This window comes from Mesorhizobium sp. C372A, from assembly GCF_030323245.1.
Taxonomy (GTDB): Bacteria; Pseudomonadota; Alphaproteobacteria; order Rhizobiales; family Rhizobiaceae; genus Mesorhizobium.
This window is the reverse complement of record NZ_CP100475.1, coordinates 3,584,043-3,602,564: the sequence shown is the minus strand read 5'-3', so window position 1 is coordinate 3,602,564 and position 18,522 is coordinate 3,584,043. Positions and strand designations below refer to the sequence as shown.

Here is an 18,522-nt window from a genome sequence, read left to right as displayed (position 1 = left end):
TGACGACGTTAGGCATTCCAGCTTCCTCCAGCCAGTGCCCGGTTGATGCTCTCCGCCGCGTCGCGGCCTTGCGCGACGGCCGAGACCGTCAAATCGTCGCCGCCGAAAATGCAGTCGCCGCCGGCCCAGACATTGGCGAGCGAGGTGCGGCCTTCCGCGTCGACCTTGATGCGGCCGGCTTCGAGTTCGATCGCAGCACCGCTGCCGTTAAGTGCCGCCGGCACAAAGCTCTGGCCGATCGCCTTGAACACCTGGTCGGCGGTAAGCGTCAGCGTCTCGCCCGTGCCGGCAAGCCTGTCCCCGTTCATGGCGGTGTATTCGAGCTCGATGCCCGACACTTTGCCAGCCTCGGCGATGACCCGCTTCGGCTGCAGCCAGTGGCGGATGGTGACGCCGTTGGCGGCTGCCAGATCCTGCTCGAACTCGGAAGCGTTCATGTGTTCCTGGCCGCGCCGGTAGCAGATCGTCACCTCCTCGGCGCCGAGCAGCTTCGACTGCACCGCGGCGTCGATCGCCGTCATGCCGCCGCCGATGACGACGACGCGCCGGCCGACCGGCAGGCTCGCGAGATCGCTGGCCTGGCGTAGCTCGGCGATGAACTCGACCGCATTCACGACGCCATCGGCCTCCTCGCCATCTGCGCGCAGCGCGTTGACGCCGCCAAGTCCCATGCCAAGAAACACCGCATCGTAATTCCGGATCAGATCCGACAGCTGGTAGTCGCGGCCGAGCGCCCTGCCGTTCTGGATATCGATGCCGCCGATCCCCGTGACATAGTCGACCTCGGCCTGGGCGAAATTGTCGATGCTCTTGTAGGCGGCGATGCCATATTCGTTGAGGCCGCCGGCCTTCGGGCGGGCTTCCAGTATGGTCACCTCGTGGCCCTGGCGGGCGAGCCGGTGGGCCGCGGCAAGACCGGCCGGTCCGGCGCCCACGACGGCGACCGACTTGCCGGTCGATTCAGCGCGCGGATAAAACTGCTTGTGCTCGGCCATGGCGACATCGGTGGCGTAGCGTTGCAGGCGGCCGATCTGCACCGGCTTGCCTTCCGCCACCTCGCGCACGCAGACCTCTTCGCAAAGCGTCTCGGTCGGGCAGACGCGGGCGCACATGCCACCCAGTATGTTCTGGTCGAAAATCGTCTTGGCCGAACCGATCGGGTTGCCGGTCGATATCTGGCGGATGAACAGGGGAATGTCGATCGAGGTCGGGCACGCATTCATGCACGGCGCATCGTAACAGAAATAGCAGCGGTCGGATTCGACCAGCGCCTCGTGGTGATCGAGCGGCGGATGCAGGTCGGAAAAATTCTCGGCGTACTGGTCGGCGGCAAGCCGGCCGCCGGCAATGCCGTCCTTGAACTGGCCTTCTGGCATCGTCAGTTCCCCTGTTTTCGTTTTGGGGAAGGCTAGCACGTTTTATTTTTTTATCAATTGGTCAATTTTCGACCCAAGCCGCTGAAAAGACTAGCTGATAATATGATTTAGTTCCTCATGTTATGAGTGACGGTTGCGTCCTCAAAGAGGGGAGCGCGACAAGCTCCAAGTCGCGGCAAGCTGTTCCAGGCCAGCGCGAAATGATAGGGCGCTTGAGCACGATGCGCGGCTTTCATTCAACGGAGAAGGCGATGACCGATGATAGGGAGACGGCTCACCGGTGGGAGCCCGTGGGAGATTTACCTCTGGCTGCCTGTCAGGTGTGGCGTCTAAAATCCGACAATAACTTTGAGCTGACCGTCGAAGGCGACTTCGGGACATCGGAACGAACTCTCAAAATCGATTTTCAAGGGGTAGTAGCCCTGGCTGCCCATGATGACATGCTGGGACTGACCAAAATCCGTGCGGACACCTCGATCCCATTGATTGGATCTGGCAGGCAAGCCTCCTACAGGTGGCCGATCCTGCGAGTGGAGAACTCGCACTGGTTGCGATCGACACTTGGCCCGACAGAAGACTGTACGCATTTTCTGCTGCTCAGTCTCGAATCCACGGTTGAGGTCATTGCTCGTGAAGCCACTCCTTCTTGGATCTGATCACCCGGGGAGCGAAACGCCTTGAAACCGCATACGCTCCGGCACAGGCCAAGATTGGTGGCTGTTCGCTACGAAGGTGCCAGCTGTAGGCTGGCATCTGAGCGGCCGCCATGGATCGACCTGATCTCGTCGGCAACCAGTTGCTGCAGCCGCCACAGATTGCGGTCGCGGATGCCGAATTCCTCGAGGTGGCTGACGGTGTTGTAGAGATATTCCGCGCCCGAGCCGACATGGCCGCAGGCTCTGGCAAGCACCCCCGCCACCGTGTCCAGCGGCTGCCCGAGCGAGGTTCCCCTGCCCGTCACCCCGACCCAGAAGCCGAGCGCCCGTATCCGGCCCTGCTGGGTGCGCACGGGAACCCACCGGACCGAGCTGACACTCTCATGATCGTCGATCTCGCGCCGCAGCAGTCTTTCGATCTGCTGCGGCTTGTCGCCGTCGGGCAGACGGTAGATGACGCCGTCGCATCGGCCGCCGCGTTCGAGCGCCATCATCAGCCCCGGCTGCGCGACGCTGCCGCGCCAGCGCACCATGTCGAGGCAGAAGGAGCGATGCCAGCCAAACGCAGTGGCGCGCTGCCGTTCGACGGACTCGAAAGCCGGCTTCCAGATCAACGAGCCATAGGCGAACACCCATAGCGGCCCCGCATCCGCTTCGTTGGAGAGCCGCGCGGCAAGAGCACGGAAATCCTCGTCGTTCAGCTGCGTCCAGCTGCCGTCGGGTCCAGGATCGACCTCTTCGCGATGGCACAGTGAAACAAGCTCAGGCGTGAGCGACATAAGGCGCATGAAACGACAACCCCTCGTTTGCCCAAGGAAAGTCGAAAACCGCCGCATGTGCAAGGCGTCGAGCGGGACGAAGTGCGGAACGATGTGTCAACGCAGCCGTTGAACTTTCTCCGCTTCGCTGTCGGATTCGCGTCGCTGAAAACGTCCTTTGATGGATCGGACGACGATCTATGCATGAAGGTGAGGAGACCGAGAAATGCCAAAATCCCCGATGCCCTTCTTCTGGTACGAACTGATGACATTGGTCGAAAACGCTCACCCGACCTAATCAATCTTGTCGTCTAGTCCCACTCCCATCCCTTCCCGTTCCCCCATCTCTTGAAACCCTTTCCCTTGTGATCCAACACCTTTCGAAACAAACCGCCCTCGGGCGGCTCGTTTGGTCCATAGATATCGCGCAGCAGTTGTCTCGCCTCCCCGTTGTCAACATCGCCGTCAGTAAGCGGAATCAGAGTGAGTTTTCGATCCTTAGTCGGCACAACGTGCATGATTCTAGCGGGCACCGTCATGAGCGATCGAAAATCTTTTCTGGGGCCTCTCTCAGATTGAACCATATCCTTTATGAATTTTGCATATTGCCAGACGATGATGTCAGCTGCCTGGATCATGCCAGACGCTCGCTTGTCCATAAATGAAAATGAAGTCCGCGGACGGTGGATCTTCCTATCATTGAAATACTCGCAAGCAGTGTTCCCGTTCTTGTGTCCACTTTCATAAAAAAGAGATACTTCGCAATCTCTAAAATATATATTTGCAATATCATATATTGTATCAGATACGTTCCCTACAAGATAGGTATATGGGTCAATATATTTTCCATCTTTGTTATACCCATCATATCTGCCCAATGGGGTGGAACAGATAATCGAAAAGGCGACGTGTCGATTAATTAGGTCCATCAGTTCGGTTTGAAGCTGTATTCTGCGCTCTTTTGGCATTCCTTTGAAGACGCCGCTTGGAGGCTCAGGAGCGCATTCCACCATATGGAAGTAGGGAAGATCGCCATACTTTCTTAAGACGGCTGCCCATGCCGTCTCTACGAAACGCGCATCTTCGGGTCTAACAACATACCCGCCGACAATCTGGATCGGAAACCCTCCATCATCCCCCGACTCGTCTATGTAAGCCTCTAGACGCACGAATGCAAAATCCTAGGAACAGCTGATTTTCAAATACTTTCGAATAAGCGTCTATCATCCTACCACCTGCCAATGGATGCTCAAAGTACGGTATTCCACCTTAGCCCAAACTCTGAGCCCGTAACACTAATACGGCGCGCGCCCGCGCTATCCGTACAACGCACAACAATTACTTCCAAAAATCTGTAAAGAGCCGCGGCGAAGTGCGGAACGATGTATCAACGCGGCCGTTGGATTTTCTCAAGCCCGCTGTCGGATTCGCGCTGCCGAGATCGTCCTTTGATGGATCGGACAACGATCGATGCATGAAGGTGAGGAGACTAAAAATGCCGAAATCCCCAATGCCCTTCTTCTGGTACGAGTTGATGACCAGCGACCTCGATGCGGCGCAAGCGTTCTACACCACCGTGGTCGGCTGGCGGGCCGAGCCCTTCGACAAGGCGCCCGGCATGCCGCGCTATATCGTGGTGAACTCCGCCGAGCGTGGCGTCGGCGGGCTGATGACCCTGCCCGAGGAAGCAGCCAGGACGGGTCTGAAGCCGGCCTGGTTCGGCTATATCCACACCAGCGATACCGATGCCTCGACCGAGGCACTGAAAGCCGCCGGCGGGGCTGTTCACCGCGAACCCGACGACATTCCCGGCGTCGGCCGCTTCTCCGTCGTCGCCGACCCGCAAGGCGCCGCCTTCATGTTCCTGCAGCCCAATGGTCCCGACCAGCCCGTCCTTCCGGCAACGACGCCGGGCCATGTCGGCTGGCACGAGCTTTATGCGTCCGACCGCCAGAAGGCCTTCGATTTCTACTCAAGCCAGTTCGGCTGGACTGATGCCGGTAGCATGGACGTCGGCGAGATGGGCATCTATCAGACCTTCTCGGCCGGCCCTGAATCCGGCGGCGGCATCATGAACAAGCCGCAACAGCTGCCGGTGCCGGTCTGGCTGTTCTACTTCAATGTCGACGCCATCGACGCAGCCGCCAAACGCGTCACCGACAATGGCGGCAAGATTGTCATGGGTCCGATGCCGGTGCCGACCGGCCAATGGATTGCCCAGTTCACCGATCCGCAAGGCGCTTATTTCGCGCTGATCGCGCCCGGCCGCTGATCCCCTCCGGTACTCGCCTGCACGGAACTGCTCTCATCGCGCCGCTGGTGCGATGAGAGGCGCGTCCGGGCGCGGTCACTCCGGCGCCAGCACCGCAACTTTGAGGTTCTCTTTCCTGGCGCCGCTGAGCTGGATCGTGGCTGCGCCAGGCGTCAGCTTGAAGCGCAGGCTCTTGCGGACGCCGAGGCAGGTCTTCACGCCGCTGAAACCGGCTGATTTCACGGCCTGGCCATCCTGAATGACGTCGACCCAGGCCTCATCGGACAGGCTGATCTGGAGCTCTCCTTCCGTTGGCACGGCCACGTTTGCCGTCGCGCCGAACGTGCCGGCTGCCGGCGCGCGTTGCGGTGAGACCATGAAGCTGACCGCATCGACCGGCTCCAGCGCCATATCCGCGGCTTCGCCGAAAGCAAGAGAGGCACCGGACTGCGCGGCGGGCGCTGCCGGAAACAGTTCCTGCTCGCGTGTTACCGGCCATTTGAAGGCATCGCAGCCAGCATCAGCGGCCACGGCGAAACTGGTGCTTGCGAGGATTGCGAACAGGCTGATGGCGACTTTTTTCATGGCGAAGGAACCCGTCTGGTTTGGAGTGTCTACTCGCAGATATACAACCTTAACGAGATGTATGCAACCATAACGAGAGCAAATTTCGAAGTCAGACTGGAAATAATTGCAATCACCGATTGTTGATGACAGGCCATGGGAAGTGAATGGTCCAGCGCCGGGTGATGATTTATGGCCGGGCCACATGGTTGGAAAAATGGAGTTTAGATGAAGCCTTTTGACGGTCTCGCCAGATTTCAGCCGCAGGCACTCGGCGTCCTGCGCATCATCACAGCCCTGCAGTTCCTCGAGCATGGCTCGCAGAAACTGTTCAATTTTCCGGTCAGCGCCGAGCCTCACGCTCTTAGCGGCCTGACGGCGACGGCAGGCATCCTGGAATTCGCCGGTGGCATCCTGCTGGCGCTCGGTCTGTTGACCCGCCCGGTCGCGTTCCTTCTGGCCGGCGAGATGGCCATCGCCTATTTCATGGCGCACTACCCGCGCGACTTCTTCCCGGTCAACAACAGCGGCGACGCGGCAATCTCCTTCTGCTTCATCTTCCTCTATCTGGTGTTTGCCGGCGCCGGCGCCTTCGCGCTCGACAACCGCCGCAACGTCTGACGCGCAATGCATGTCGCCCAAAGGTGCGCAGCGGTTTTGGGATAACGACATGCACAAAGGAATCTGAAGCGCCTCGGCGAAGCCGAAGCGCTTCAGGCGCGCATTCGCTCGAAGTTCGCGTCAAAGAGCGGCGCTGCCTGAACGCGCGCCGCGTGGCGCTTGCCCAAAAGTTCGATCTCGAAGCCGTCGCTCTCATCGGCGATCTCCTTCGGCACATAGCCGATGGCGACGGATTTTTTCGAGTGATGCGCATAGCCGCCCGACGTCACCCAGCCGCGCACCGCGCCATCGTACCAGATCGGCTCGTCGCCGATGACATCGGCATCGTCGGCATCGAGGATGAACGTGCGCAGCCTGAGCTTGCCGCCCTGCTTGCGCTCGGCAAGAGCGCCGGCCTTGCCGATGAAATCGGCATCCTTGCCATAGGCGACGAAACGGTCGAGTCCGGCCTCCAGCGGCCCGTAGATCGGCCGGTATTCACGCGCCCATGAGCCGTAGTTTTTCTCCAGCCGCAACGCATTGAGCGCGCGCGAGCCGAACAGGCCGAGGCCGAATTCCGCGCCTGCCGCCATCAACGCCTGGAAGGCAGCGCGCTGATATTCCGGCGCCACCCAGATCTCGTAGCCGAGATCGCCGGTGTAGCTGATGCGGCCGACCAGGCACGGCGCCGTGCCGATTTCCATTTTCGCGACCGCCATGAAGGGGAATGCGGTGTTGGCGACATCCGCGCGGCTGGCTTTCGCCAAGACCTCTCGCGCTTTCGGGCCGGCGATCGCCAGACCGGTCAGTTTCTGCCCCAGCGCCTCTATGCGCACTGAGCTATCCGCAGGTAAATGTGCCTCGAACCAGCGCATATGATACTGCTCGGCGATACCGGAGCCGGCGATGAACCACTCGGTCCCGTTGGAATTGGGGGCACCGATATTGGCCAGCGTGAAATCGCCGATGAGCTTGCCGTCATCCTTCAGCATCGGCGCCAGCGTCATGCGGCCTGGCTTGGGCAACTTGCAGGCAAAGACCCGGTCGAGCCAAGCGGCCGCCCCTCCTCCCGTCACCTTGTATTTGGCGAAGTTCGAAATCTCCGCCAGGCCGACGCTCTCACGAACAGTCGCGACCTCATTGGCGACATGGGTGAAATCGCTGGACCGCCGCCACGAGAACTCGTCCCTGACACCCTCGGGCGCATACCACAGCGGCACTTCCAGCCCATAGGACACACCCCATTGCGCACCCTTGGCCGACAGCAAATCGTAGATCGGCGTCGTCTTCAGCTGCCGCCCGGCGGGCAGCTCCTCATTGGGAAAGCGAATCGAGAAGCGGCGCGAATAATTCTCGCGCACCTTGGCGTTGGTGTAGGCCATCGTCGCCCAGTCGCCATAGCGCGCCACATCCATGGCCCAGATGTCGGCGCCGGGATCGCCCTCGATCATCCAGTTGGACAGCGCCAGACCGACGCCGCCGCCTTGTGAAAAGCCCGCCATGACCCCGCAGGCGACCCAGAAGCCCGGAAGGCCACGCACCGGCCCGACCAGCGGATTGCCGTCCGGCGCGAAGGTGAAGGGGCCGTTGATGATCTGCTTGATGCCGGTCCTCTCGAAGGCCGGGAAATGCCGGAGGCCGACTTCGAGCGACGGCGCGATGCGGTCGATATCCGGCTCCAGCAGTTCATGGCCGAAATTCCACGGTGTCTGGAATTCGGACCAGACCTTGTTGGCCTTCTCATACGTGCCCATCAGCATGCCGCCGCGCTCCTGGCGCAGGTACAGCTCACCGTCGAAATCGACGGCATGGATGATTTCCGTCCCGGTCTTGGCGTTCCACGCCGCCACCTCGGGCATATCCTCGGTGATCAGGTACATGTGCTCCATTGCCAGCACCGGCAGCTCCAGCCCGACCATGCGGCCGACCTCGCGCGCCCATAACCCGCCGGCATTGACAACATGCTCGGCCACCACTTCGCCCTTGTTGGTGATGACGCGCCACATGCCATCGGGCCGGCGCACGATGTCCTCGACCTTGGTGAAACGCTCGACCTCGGCGCCGAGCTTGCGCGCGGCCTTGGCATAGGCATGCGTCACGCCGGAGGGATCGAGATGGCCGTCCTCCTTGTTGCGAACGGCGCCGACGAATTGTTTCGGGTCGAGCAGCGGCATCAGTTCGGCCGCTTCGCTGGCCGATATTTCCTCAAGGTCGATGCCGAGGTAACGCCCCTTGGCGACGACGCCGCGCAGCCAGTCGAGCCGCGCCTCGGTCGCCGCCAGAAGCACGCCGCCGGTCAGATGCACGCCGGTCGCCTGTCCCGACAGCTCCTCGATCTCCTTGTAGAGCGAGATCGTGTATTTCTGCAGCTTGGCGACGTTGGGGTCGCCATTGATGGTGTGCATGCCACCGGCCGCATGCCAGGTCGAGCCGGAAGTCAGCTCGTCGCGCTCCAAAAGCACGACATCGGTCCAGCCATGGCGGGCCAGATGGAACAGCACGGAGCACCCGACGACGCCACCGCCAATGACCACAACCTTTGCATGCGATTTCATGAGTTTTGCTCTGTTATCAATGAGTTGAGGAGATAAGGTGAATCAGAAAGGCAGCGCCGCGCGCCGACGCTGAAAAAGTCACGGCTCGCCCTGCCCGATCGCTTCCTTGCGCCTGGCCACATACGCCTCCAGCGCCTCGCGCACGGCGATATCCATCACCGGCTCGACATAGTCTTCCAGCGCCTTTTTCCACAGCCGGGTCGCGCGCGCCGTCGTGTCGAGGCCGCCGGCCTCCTGCCATGCCTCGTAATTCTGCCAGTTGGACAGTATCGGCTGGTAGAAGGCGGTGGCATAGCGTTCCAGCGTGTGCGGTTCGCCGAAGAAATGGCCGCCGGTCGGCACCGCGCCCAGCGCCTCGACCGCAAGCTCCGCCTCGTCGACGACGATCGGGCGCAGGAACTCCATCATGTGCTGGATCATCTCGACATCGATGATGAGCTTTTCGAACGATGCCGTCAGCCCGCCCTCCTGCCAGCCGGCGGCATGATAGACGAGGTTGCCGTGGCCGAGCACAGCGCCCCACAGCGCCATCAGCGTCTCGTAGGCGCCTTGCGCGTCCGCCGCATTCGATGCCGACCCCGGTGTCGTGCGGTAGGGCAGATTGTAGCGCCGCGCCAATTGCCCCGAGGCGATGTTGGCCTTGGTGTTTTCCGGCGTGCCGAAGGCCGGCGCCCCCGACTTCATGTCGACGTTGGAGGTGAAGGCGCCGTACATCACTGGCGCGCCGGGGCGCACCAGTTGCGTCAGCACCACGCCGAACAGCGCCTCGGCATTCTGCTGCGCCAGGGCGCCGGCGAGCGTCACCGGGCTCATCGCGCCCATCAGCGTGAACGGCGTCACCGCCACCGACTGGCCGAACTCGGCCATGGTCATCAGCCCTTCGGCCATCATCTCGTCGAAACGCCGCGGCGAGTTGACCGAGATGATGGTGGCAATGCCGGGATCATCGCGCATCTCGTCCAGCGTCAGCCCGCGCGCGATTGCCATCATCTCGATGCCGTCCAGCGCCCGGCCTCGTCCGATCGCCGAGACATGGAACGATTTGTCGGTCAGCGTCAGATTGGTGAAATAGGTATCCATGTGCCTGGTGTTGGCCGGCAGTTCCACCGGCGCGCAGACCTGGTTGCCGAGCATGTGGATGCAGTTGAAATGCTGCGCCAGCCGGGTCAGATCGGCATAGTCGTGCAAGTTTCCAGCGCGCCGGCCGCGCTCCATGTCGTGCACATTGGGCGGCCCGGCGACGAGGGTGAAATTGATCGTGTTGCCGCCGAGATGAATGGTGTTGGCGGGGTTGCGCGGCGTCAGCCGATAGCTGGACTGCGTGGTCTTCAGCGCCTCGGCGACAAGGCCCCGGTCGATGCGGACATTCGCGGTCGCATGGTCGACCTTTGCGCCCGCCTTCTCGAACAGCGCCAGCGCCCGCTGAGACATCACCTCGATGCCGAAATTTTCCAGAATGTGCATCGACGCCTGGTGGATCGCTTCGACCTGGTCGACTGAGAGCATCGCCATCGGCGGATAGGGATTGGTCACCCGCCGCAGTGGAAGTTGCGGGATGGCGGCAGGCCCCCGGTTGCTGGTTCGCTCCGCGCCGCGCTTGCGTCTTGGTTCATTCATGCCTGGCATCAGAGCGCCGGCATCCGGACATCGCTGTCAGAAATCCGCCCTTCGCGGACGTGATTTTAGCCAAGGCGGCATTTTTGAATTCTGACGGAGATAAAGGCGACGCGAAAGGTCGGAATAATGGTACAGGCCCACTGAGCGCAGCCAGGCCGGCAAGCCGTTAAGAAACGCCGCAAGATTCCCTTTATGATTTCGGCCTATTCGTTTTCCAATGCGTAGTTCGAGTTTGAGTAAAATTGTAGCGGTTGGCGTGCTGCTGGCTTTGCCGGCCTGCGCGACGCCGCCCAACCATATCAACAATGTCTGCGCCGTCTTCGACCAGAACGACGGCTGGTTCGACAACTGGCAGTCGGCCGCCGAGCGCGCCTCGCAGAAATACGGCGTCCCTGTCCCCGTGCTGATGGCGACGGTGCGCAAGGAATCCGGTTTCAAGAGCAATGCCAGGCCGCCGCGTACCAAACTGCTCGGCTTCATTCCGTGGAAACATGTCTCGTCGGCCACCGGTTTCTCGCAGGCGCTCGACGGCACCTGGTCGCAATATCAGAGCGAAACCGGCAGCTGGGCGGCGCGGCGGACCAAGTTTGCCGATGCCGTCGATTTCGTCGGCTGGTATCATTCCAAGACATCAGACACGTTCGGCGTCGCCCGCAACGACACCTACAATCTCTATCTCGCCTACTATCTCGGCTGGACCGCCTACGGCCGCGGCAACCGTGGCGATGCCGGCGTGCAGGGCTATGCCAGGGCGACCGAAAAGATGGCCCGCGACTATGCCGAACAGCTGCAGCAATGCGGCAGCTGACGTTGCCAAGCGGTCTTGCAGCCACGCAGTTTGCGATCGAAGCAGAACTCAGCCATTCATTCGCTTGGGATCAGGTGGAGGATCGACCTCCCTCCCTTTACCGCTGCCGTCGACAGCTTTCGGTCAAACGTCGCCAATTGGCCGTCACGCGCCTTGGCGAGTCCCAACAGATAACTATCCGTTACCTGTGCCGGGGTGAGGATCCTGGCTGCATCGATGTCGTTGGAACCGACAAGGCTGATCTCGTCAGGCCAGAACTGATGTCCTGAAAGGGCATGCAGCTTGCCGACAATCTGCGCCACCACGGCCGGCGAACCCGGAGAATTGGGGTATTTCGGGTTGCTTACAATCCTGATGACGCCATTCTCGGTAATGGGACATGTTGCCCATGATAAATGCCCGGTGGATTGAAACCACCGATGGGCATCTTCATGCGCGACGTGAGCCGGATCGATCAACGCAATCAAGACATTGACGTCGAGCAGGAAGGTCACGGCAATTCGTCGCGAAGCGCATTGACCATTTCGAGATCGACCATCGGGCCGTCGGGCCGCGATGCAAGCAAGGGGATGCCGTTGCGTTCACCGCCGGTCGGTGGCCGGCGCAGTGAGCGGCGAGCCAAATCGGAAATGACATCGCCAACGCTGCGATCCTGCTGTCGCGCCATGGCCTTGGCCGCAAGTAGGACATCGTCATCGATTGCAAGTGTGGTTCTCACAATATGCTCCCTATCGCGCATCAAACATCACGCATCACATAAAAGCAATGGACAGCAATATTCAAGCGAACGTAGCCTGTCGTTCTTTGAGCTATGGCGACGCTGCGGCAATGCGCCAACGAGCGGCATTGCCTCTATGGCTGGTCAGCTCGGCTTCTTGCCATGCGGGCGCTTCGGCGGTTCGCCGGCGAAACCGGGGCCGATCCCATCCGGTGCGTCTTCCGGCACGCCCTCATGCGCTGCGTGTTCCCTGTCGAACTTGATCACCGGCTCCATCGTCGCCAGCACATCGTCCGACAGCCAGCACAGGCTCATATGGCCATCGCCGAGATGCTTCACCGGCGGCACCTTGGTCTCGCACAGATTGTCCGGCACCAGCCTCTTGTAGCCGCAGCGCGTCTGGAACGGGCAGCCGCTCGGCGGGTTCATCGCCGACGGGATATCGCCTTCGAGCACGATGTGCCGTTTGACCACGCTGGTGTCGGCGATCGGGATAGCCGACAGCAGCGCCTCTGTGTAGGGGTGATAGGGTGGCGCGAAGATCTGGTCGGTCGTGCCCTGCTCGACGATGTAGCCGAGATACATGACGACGACCCGGTCGGCGATGTAGCGCACGACGGACAGATCGTGGCTGATGAACAGCATCGTCGTCTTGTTCTTGCGCTGGATGTCCATCAGCAGCTCGGTCACCGCCGCCTGCACCGAGACGTCGAGTGCCGACACCGGCTCGTCGGCCACCACCACCTTGGCATCGCCGGCAAAGGCACGCGCCACGCCGATGCGCTGCTTCTGGCCGCCTGAGAGCTGACGCGGCTTGCGCGTCTCGAAGGCCCGCGGCAGCTTCACCAGGTCGAGCAGCTCCAGCATGCGCTTGCGCCGCTCGGCGACATTGTTGCCGACTTTGAATTTTTCCAGCGTGCGGATGATCTGCGAACCGACGGAGTGGCTGGGATTGAGTGTATCGAACGGGTTCTGGAACACCATCTGGATCGACGACACCGTTTCGACGCTGCGCTTCTCGATGCCGGTCGACTGGATCTCCTTGTTGCCCAGCGTCACTGTGCCGGCACTTGCCGTCTCCAGCCCCAGCAGGACCTTGGCCAGTGTCGACTTTCCGCAGCCGGACTCGCCGACGATGGCGACGGTCTCGGATTCGCGCGCCATGAACGAGATCGTCTCATTGGCCTTGACCACGCGGCCTTCGCTGGAGCCGAACACTTCGCTGCCGCCGACCTTGTAGTATTTTCTCAAATCCTCGATCTTGAGCACCGGGGCGCCGGGCACGACCTTCTCATTGACCTTCTTGGCGCCGGGCGGCAGCGCTTCCCAGTCGATCTCGTTGAAGCGCACGCAGCGCGAGAAATGCCCTTCGTGACCGGCGACCTCGATCATCGGGATTTCGGCGGCATTGCAGACGCCCTCGACGAAATGGTGGCAGCGCGGCCCGAAATTGCAGCCCTTGGGCCGCTCATGCGGCAGCGGCAACTGGCCGGGGATAGAGATCAGCGGCCGCGAATTCTTGTCGGCCCCCGGCAGCGGGATCGAACGGAACAGCCCTTGCGTATAGGGATGGCGCATCCGGTCGAAGACGTCCTTGATCTTGCCGGTCTCGACCGCTTCGCCCGAATACATCACCGTGATGCGGTCGCAGGTCTCGAGGATGAGGCCGAGATTGTGCGACACGAAGATCATCGACGTGCCGAACTTCTCGCCCAGCCCCTTGACCAGTTCGACGATGCCGGCCTCCACCGTCACGTCGAGCGCCGTCGTCGGCTCGTCGAGCAGAAGCAGCGCCGGTTTCGACAGCAGCGCCATGGCAATGACGATGCGCTGCTGCTGGCCACCGGACAGCTGGTGCGGATAGGAACGCATCATCCGTTCGGGATCGGGCAATCTCACCGAGCGCACCATTTCGAGCGCCCTTTTGTAAGCCTCTTCCTTCGACACCTTGTCGTGGATCAGCGGCACTTCCATCAATTGCTGGCCGACCTTCATCGCCGGATTGAGGCTCGCCATCGGCTCCTGGTAGATCATGGCGATCTTGTTGCCGCGGATGGAGCGCAACTCCTCGTCGGACAGCTCGCCCATGTCCTTGCCCTGGAACTTGATCTTGCCGCCGACGATCTTTCCGATGTTGGAGAGGTCGCGCATGATACCGAGCGACACGGTCGACTTGCCGCAGCCGGACTCGCCGACGATGCCCATGGCTTCCCCCGGCATCACCGTGCAGGAAAAGTCCATGACGGCAGGGATCTCGCCCTTGCGGGTGAAGAAGGAGATCGACAGGTTCTCGATCTCGATGATCGGCCCATTGGTCGACTTTGGGGGATTTCGAACTGCCTCATTCATGGGTCGCTCCAATCCTATTTTCATGCTCGCGGGCCGAAACCCGCAGATCAGTCTTTCATCGATTGTTCGCGCAGCGAGTCGGCAAGCAGGTTCAAGCCCAGCACGAACGACATCAGCGCGATCGTCGGCGGCAGCGCCGGGTGGATGAAGGAGCGCAGCAGGCGGCTGGCGTCCTTGATCGCGGTGCCCCAATCCGGGCTCTCCGGCGCCAGGCCGAGGCCGAAATAGCCGAGCGTGCCGAGCAGGATCGTGGTGTAGCCGATGCGCAGGCAGGCATCGACGATCAGCGGTCCGCGCGCATTGGGCAGGATCTCCCACAGCATGATGTACCAGGGCGATTCACCGCGCGTCTGCGCCGCCGCCACATAGTCGCGCGTCTTGATGTCCATCACCAGGCCGCGCACGATGCGGAATACGCCGGGGCTGGAGGCGAACACCACCGCCACGAAGATGTTGAGCTGGTTGGGATCGATGTGGATGATCTTGAACGGATCGGCGTCGAACACCAGGCCGGCATAGACCCAGCCGCCGATGATCAGCGTCAGCCCGAGCAATATATAGAGGCGGTCCGGCCGGTTCTTGTAGCGGGTCCAGAACAGCACCGAAAAGAAGATGATCGGGAACAGGAAGAACAGCCCGGCCATGGCGTAGGGGATCGGCGTATCCATGATGCCCGGCGTCACCAGCAGGTAAAACAGCAGGATCACCGGGAAGGCCAGCACCAGATTGGCTAGGAACGACAGCACGGTGTCGATCCGGCCGCCATAGTAACCGGCGGGCAGACCGAGCGTGATGCCGACCATCAGCGCGAAACCGGTCGCCGCCGGCGCGATGATCAGCACGATCTGGCTGCCATAGACCATGCGCGAAAAGACATCGCGGGCGAGCTTGTCGCCGCCGAAATAGTAGATGAGTTTCGATACCGGCTCGAGCGCGCCCGGCAGCGCATCCTTCATGATCGGCACCTGGGCGAGCGGATCGAAGGGCGCGACGGTCGACGCGAAGATTGCCGTGAACAGCCAGAACAGGCAGATGCCGACACCCACTATGCCGACGCCGCTATCGAACAGCTGGCCGTAGAGGCCGAGCCTTTTCTTGTAGGCGAAGCTCGCTCCCATCACCAGGGCAAGCCCTAACCAGACCGGCCAGAAACGCCCAATCACGCCGAGCACGACATTGAAGGCACCGATATATTCGACCTGCATCTGCCCCAGCCCCCTATTGAACTCTGATACGCGGATTGAGGAACGCGTAGCCGACATCCGAGATGAGCTGCGTGATCAGCACGATGAACACCGAGACCAGTGAACAGCCAAGCAGCAGATCGATGTCGTTGTTGCCGGCGGCTTCGACCAGCGTGTAGCCAAAGCCCTGGTAGCGGAACATCACCTCGACGATGACGACGCCGGTAAGCAGCCAGGGAAATTGCAGCATGATGACGGTGAACGGCGCGATCAGCGCATTACGCAGCGCGTGCTTGACGACGACGCTGCCGAAGGAAAGCCCCTTCAGCCGGGCGGTGCGGATATATTGCTGCGTCATCACCTCGACCATCGAGGCGCGCGTCATGCGGGCGATGTAGCCGATGCCGTAGATCGCCAGCGTCATCACCGGCAGGGTGAAATTGTAGAAGGTGATGCCCTGGCTTGCCGAGGCGGCCGAACCGTTCAGCCAACCGAGCCAGGAGGCGAAGATGACGGTGAAGATGACGCCGGACACATATTCGGGCGTCGCCGTCGACGCGATCGAGGCGACGGACAGCGTTCGGTCCGTTCGCGAGCCCTCGCGCATGCCGGCCAGGATGCCGATCAGCAGCGAAATCGGTACCATCACCAACAGCACGCAGAGCATCAGAATGCCGGTGGCGGCGAGTGCGGGGAAGAGCTTTGACGCAACGGAGGTTTTGAACTTCGTCGAGCAGCCGAAATCACCTTCCAGGATGCCGGAGAATTTCGGCTCCAGCGGATCGTTGCAGAAGGAGAAACGCTGCGTCGGCTTGCCGGTCGCCGGATCGGTCACCGGTTGCTTCGGGACGACGCCCAGCCATTGCCCGTAGCGCACGAAGAAGTTCTGCCGGTAGCCATGGTTGACCAGCCAGCTTTCGAGCTGTTCGGCCGATGTGTGCATTTCGGTCTGGCTGATCGCCAGCTTCTTCAAATTCGGCTCGAGGTTGATCAGGAAGAAGACGATCATCGTCAGGCACAGCATCGTCAATGCCATGGTGCCGAGACGCCGGATTACGAAAGAAAGCATGGCGGTCCCCTGCCGGTCTGGTTGGGGTTGGAGCCAGTTCGAAAAACCAGCTTTGCCGTTGCCGGCAGAGTTGGCCGTCAAATCGGCACTCGGATGCAATCAACCCAGTTTTATTGAACGGTCTTTCAGGAGAGTCCGCAACTTTTTGCTGCGGCGGCTTCCGGTTCTGGACCAAGCGAGGCGTGACGGGAAGGAGCGAAGCGCCCCTTCCCTGACGTTCCGATCACGCCTGGTCGAGCCAGACCTTGCCGTAGTCGCGCTCGAAGGTCGGATGCATCTTGTAATTCTGCACCGCCTTGACCGAGTGGCTGTAGAGCTTGCGCCAGTATGGCTGGATCATGATGCCGGAATCCTGCAGGATCTGCTCGATGTCCTTCATCATCTCCTTGCGCTTGGCCGCATCGGCAACGGCCAATGCTGCATTGAGCTTGGCATCCCATTCGGGGTTGGAATAGGCCGACTCGTTCCACGCCTCGCCGGTGCGGTAGCCGATCGCCAGAACCTGAACGCCGAGCGGGCGCATGTTCCAGTTGGTCATCGACAGCGGATACTTGGTCCAGTCGTTCCAGAACGTCGAGCCCGGCAGCACCGTGCGCTTTACCTTGAGGCCGGCGTCGCGCATCTGCGCGGCGATGGCGTCGCCGGTATTCTTGTGCCAGTCTTCGTCGACCGTGATCAGCTCATGCTCGAAGTCGGCCTGGCCGGCTTCCGCCATCAGCGCCTTGGCCTTGGCCGGATCGCGAGCGACTTTGGGCAGCTCGTAATATTCCGGGTGGATTTGGCAGACATGGTGGTTTTCAGCCACCGTGCCGGCATTTCCGTAGCCAAGCTGCAGGACGACATTGTTGTCGACCGCGAGTTGCAGCGCGTTGCGTACCTTCTGGTCGCCGTAAGGCTTGTTGTTGATGTTGGTGCGGCACACGATGGTCGACGCGGTGACGATTTCGGACTTGACCAGGTCCAGTCCGTCGAGGATTGACACATAGTCGGCCGAGGTCTCGAAATTGGTATGGACTTCGCCGGCCTCGAAGGCACTGACCATGGCTGCCGGATCGGTGCCGTAGTCGACGAATTCGATGCCGTCGAGGAACACCTCGCCGTCCCACCACTTGTTGTCCTCGCGGCGCTTGTAGACCACCTTCTGGCCGACATCGTAGGAGACGAGCTCGAACGGGCCGGTACCGATCGGGCAGGCTTTGAAGTCGCCGCCCTTCTCGTCGAAGCTCTTGTGCACGATGAGGCCGGGATAGTCGCACATGTTCGGAATGAGCGCGATGTCAGCCTTGCCGAGCTTCAGCTTGACGGTGTGGTCGTCAACCTTGGTCACGGCGCTTTCGTCGAGCTTGTCGTCCTTGACCAGCGTGCCGAGACGGCCAGGCATGGAATTGCCCTCGGCCTTCTTGTCGGCCCAGCGCTTGAGGTTGAAGATGACGTCATCGGCGGTGAAGGCATCGCCATTCGACCAGGTCACACCCTTGCGCACATGCAGCGTGTACTCGGTGGCGTCGTCGTTGACCTCCCAGCTCTCCAGAAGGTACGGGCGGAACGTGTATTCGCTGGTGTACTTGACCAGCGGCTCAAGCGCCTGACGCTCGGCATTGGCGATTTCCGACCAGTCGGCCTTGCGCGGATCCTTGGGATCCTTGACCCATTGCGCGACTTTAAGGATGCCGCCCTTCTTGCCCTGCACCTCTTCGGCCCTGGCTTGGGTCGGCACGGCTACGCCGAGCATGCCGTAGGCCATCGCGGTCGACGCGCCGAACACGCTCGCCATGGCGAGGAACTCGCGGCGATCGACTTTGCCTGCCTTGGCTTCTTCGGCCATGGCCAGGATGTGATCGGGAACGCGATCGCCATTACTCTTGTAATTTGTCATACCTTAACTCCCATTGTTGGCTTTCCGCCTTTTAACATTCCGCATCCCTGCCGTGATGTCAAAGACGGCATGGCTACGGAACCTGTTAGGGAATGTGCAACTTTGAAAAGGGAGCGGTTCGCGTGATAACGACAGACTTGG

16 protein-coding genes are annotated in these 18,522 nt (G+C 61.2%); 4 read left to right on the top strand and 12 right to left on the bottom strand.

Going from position 1 to position 18,522, the window contains the following annotated elements:
• Nucleotides 1-8: 8 nt before the first annotated feature.
• Nucleotides 9-1,376 carry an NAD(P)-dependent oxidoreductase gene (locus NLY42_RS17065; RefSeq protein ID WP_023753558.1) on the bottom strand — a complete coding sequence of 456 codons (1,368 nt, stop codon included), beginning with the start codon at nucleotides 1,374-1,376 and terminating at the stop codon, nucleotides 9-11.
• A 212-nt stretch (nucleotides 1,377-1,588) separates the two neighbouring features.
• Here NLY42_RS17065 and NLY42_RS17060 point away from each other — a divergent pair, with 212 nt between their 5' ends.
• The gene (locus NLY42_RS17060) at nucleotides 1,589-2,032 is read left to right on the top strand and encodes a hypothetical protein (protein ID WP_156933742.1); all 444 of its coding nucleotides are present in this window, start codon (nucleotides 1,589-1,591) and stop codon (nucleotides 2,030-2,032) included.
• A 68-nt stretch (nucleotides 2,033-2,100) separates the two neighbouring features.
• On the opposite strand, the gene NLY42_RS17055 is transcribed toward NLY42_RS17060, so the two are convergent.
• Complete coding sequence (locus tag NLY42_RS17055) at nucleotides 2,101-2,820, bottom strand: gamma-glutamylcyclotransferase (RefSeq protein ID WP_023687984.1); 720 nt, start codon at nucleotides 2,818-2,820, stop codon at nucleotides 2,101-2,103.
• 281 nt (nucleotides 2,821-3,101) lie between these two features.
• Complete coding sequence (locus NLY42_RS17050; RefSeq protein WP_084779723.1) at nucleotides 3,102-3,959, bottom strand: DUF3800 domain-containing protein; 858 nt, start codon at nucleotides 3,957-3,959, stop codon at nucleotides 3,102-3,104.
• A gap of 326 nt (nucleotides 3,960-4,285) precedes the next feature.
• On the opposite strand from NLY42_RS17050, the gene NLY42_RS17045 reads away from it, so the two are divergent.
• Complete coding sequence (locus tag NLY42_RS17045; RefSeq protein ID WP_023735989.1) at nucleotides 4,286-5,062, top strand: VOC family protein; 777 nt, start codon at nucleotides 4,286-4,288, stop codon at nucleotides 5,060-5,062.
• Between the two features lie 75 nt (nucleotides 5,063-5,137).
• On the opposite strand, the gene NLY42_RS17040 is transcribed toward NLY42_RS17045, so the two are convergent.
• The gene (locus tag NLY42_RS17040) at nucleotides 5,138-5,812 is read right to left on the bottom strand and encodes a hypothetical protein (protein ID WP_348528068.1); all 675 of its coding nucleotides are present in this window, start codon (nucleotides 5,810-5,812) and stop codon (nucleotides 5,138-5,140) included.
• Between the two features lie 21 nt (nucleotides 5,813-5,833).
• Here NLY42_RS17040 and NLY42_RS17035 point away from each other — a divergent pair, with 21 nt between their 5' ends.
• Entirely contained in the window at nucleotides 5,834-6,226 is a 393-nt protein-coding gene (locus NLY42_RS17035; protein WP_023753561.1) for a DoxX family protein, read from the top strand.
• Nucleotides 6,227-6,318: 92 nt separating this feature from the next.
• On the opposite strand, the gene NLY42_RS17030 is transcribed toward NLY42_RS17035, so the two are convergent.
• Nucleotides 6,319-8,760, bottom strand: coding sequence for a GcvT family protein (locus tag NLY42_RS17030; RefSeq protein WP_023753562.1), 2,442 nt, complete (start codon nucleotides 8,758-8,760; stop codon nucleotides 6,319-6,321).
• Nucleotides 8,761-8,838: 78 nt separating this feature from the next.
• Entirely contained in the window at nucleotides 8,839-10,377 is a 1,539-nt protein-coding gene (locus NLY42_RS17025; protein WP_023707716.1) for a trimethylamine methyltransferase family protein, read from the bottom strand.
• A 217-nt stretch (nucleotides 10,378-10,594) separates the two neighbouring features.
• On the opposite strand from NLY42_RS17025, the gene NLY42_RS17020 reads away from it, so the two are divergent.
• On the top strand, nucleotides 10,595-11,185 hold the full coding sequence (locus NLY42_RS17020) for a transglycosylase SLT domain-containing protein (RefSeq protein ID WP_023707714.1): 591 nt from the start codon (nucleotides 10,595-10,597) through the stop codon (nucleotides 11,183-11,185).
• Nucleotides 11,186-11,241: 56 nt separating this feature from the next.
• On the opposite strand, the gene NLY42_RS17015 is transcribed toward NLY42_RS17020, so the two are convergent.
• The 6 genes from NLY42_RS17015 to NLY42_RS16990 form a co-directional block, all read right to left on the bottom strand.
• Complete coding sequence (locus NLY42_RS17015) at nucleotides 11,242-11,679, bottom strand: TA system VapC family ribonuclease toxin (RefSeq protein WP_023682204.1); 438 nt, start codon at nucleotides 11,677-11,679, stop codon at nucleotides 11,242-11,244.
• Nucleotides 11,676-11,903 carry a hypothetical protein gene (locus tag NLY42_RS17010; RefSeq protein ID WP_023668191.1) on the bottom strand — a complete coding sequence of 76 codons (228 nt, stop codon included), beginning with the start codon at nucleotides 11,901-11,903 and terminating at the stop codon, nucleotides 11,676-11,678. The genes NLY42_RS17015 and NLY42_RS17010 overlap by 4 nt, the downstream gene beginning before the upstream one ends.
• A 144-nt stretch (nucleotides 11,904-12,047) precedes the next feature.
• Nucleotides 12,048-14,252, bottom strand: coding sequence for a dipeptide ABC transporter ATP-binding protein (locus NLY42_RS17005; RefSeq protein ID WP_023753563.1), 2,205 nt, complete (start codon nucleotides 14,250-14,252; stop codon nucleotides 12,048-12,050).
• 47 nt (nucleotides 14,253-14,299) lie between these two features.
• Nucleotides 14,300-15,457: an ABC transporter permease gene (locus NLY42_RS17000; RefSeq protein ID WP_023668189.1), complete on the bottom strand. Its 1,158-nt coding sequence runs from the start codon at nucleotides 15,455-15,457 to the stop codon at nucleotides 14,300-14,302.
• Nucleotides 15,458-15,470: 13 nt separating this feature from the next.
• Nucleotides 15,471-16,505 (bottom strand): ABC transporter permease, encoded by a 1,035-nt coding sequence (locus NLY42_RS16995; protein WP_023668188.1) that lies wholly within the window; start codon nucleotides 16,503-16,505, stop codon nucleotides 15,471-15,473.
• A 223-nt stretch (nucleotides 16,506-16,728) separates the two neighbouring features.
• Complete coding sequence (locus tag NLY42_RS16990) at nucleotides 16,729-18,381, bottom strand: ABC transporter substrate-binding protein (protein WP_023668187.1); 1,653 nt, start codon at nucleotides 18,379-18,381, stop codon at nucleotides 16,729-16,731.
• Nucleotides 18,382-18,522 lie beyond the last annotated feature (141 nt).

Bases quoted from the DNA above. Each gene is read 5' to 3' on its own strand.
- NLY42_RS17040 (WP_348528068.1), bottom strand. From the start codon at position 5,812: ATGTGGCCCGGCCATAAATCATCACCCGGCGCTGGACCATTCACTTCC.
- NLY42_RS17000 (WP_023668189.1), bottom strand. From the start codon at position 15,457: ATGCAGGTCGAATATATCGGTGCCTTCAATGTCGTGCTCGGCGTGATT.
- NLY42_RS17030 (WP_023753562.1), bottom strand. From the start codon at position 8,760: ATGAAATCGCATGCAAAGGTTGTGGTCATTGGCGGTGGCGTCGTCGGG.
- NLY42_RS17065 (WP_023753558.1), bottom strand. From the start codon at position 1,376: ATGCCAGAAGGCCAGTTCAAGGACGGCATTGCCGGCGGCCGGCTTGCC.
- NLY42_RS17035 (WP_023753561.1), top strand. From the start codon at position 5,834: ATGAAGCCTTTTGACGGTCTCGCCAGATTTCAGCCGCAGGCACTCGGC.
- NLY42_RS17020 (WP_023707714.1), top strand. From the start codon at position 10,595: ATGCGTAGTTCGAGTTTGAGTAAAATTGTAGCGGTTGGCGTGCTGCTG.
- NLY42_RS16995 (WP_023668188.1), bottom strand. From the start codon at position 16,505: ATGCTTTCTTTCGTAATCCGGCGTCTCGGCACCATGGCATTGACGATG.
- NLY42_RS16990 (WP_023668187.1), bottom strand. From the start codon at position 18,381: ATGACAAATTACAAGAGTAATGGCGATCGCGTTCCCGATCACATCCTG.
- NLY42_RS17025 (WP_023707716.1), bottom strand. From the start codon at position 10,377: ATGAATGAACCAAGACGCAAGCGCGGCGCGGAGCGAACCAGCAACCGG.
- NLY42_RS17055 (WP_023687984.1), bottom strand. From the start codon at position 2,820: ATGCGCCTTATGTCGCTCACGCCTGAGCTTGTTTCACTGTGCCATCGC.
- NLY42_RS17045 (WP_023735989.1), top strand. From the start codon at position 4,286: ATGCCGAAATCCCCAATGCCCTTCTTCTGGTACGAGTTGATGACCAGC.
- NLY42_RS17005 (WP_023753563.1), bottom strand. From the start codon at position 14,252: ATGAATGAGGCAGTTCGAAATCCCCCAAAGTCGACCAATGGGCCGATC.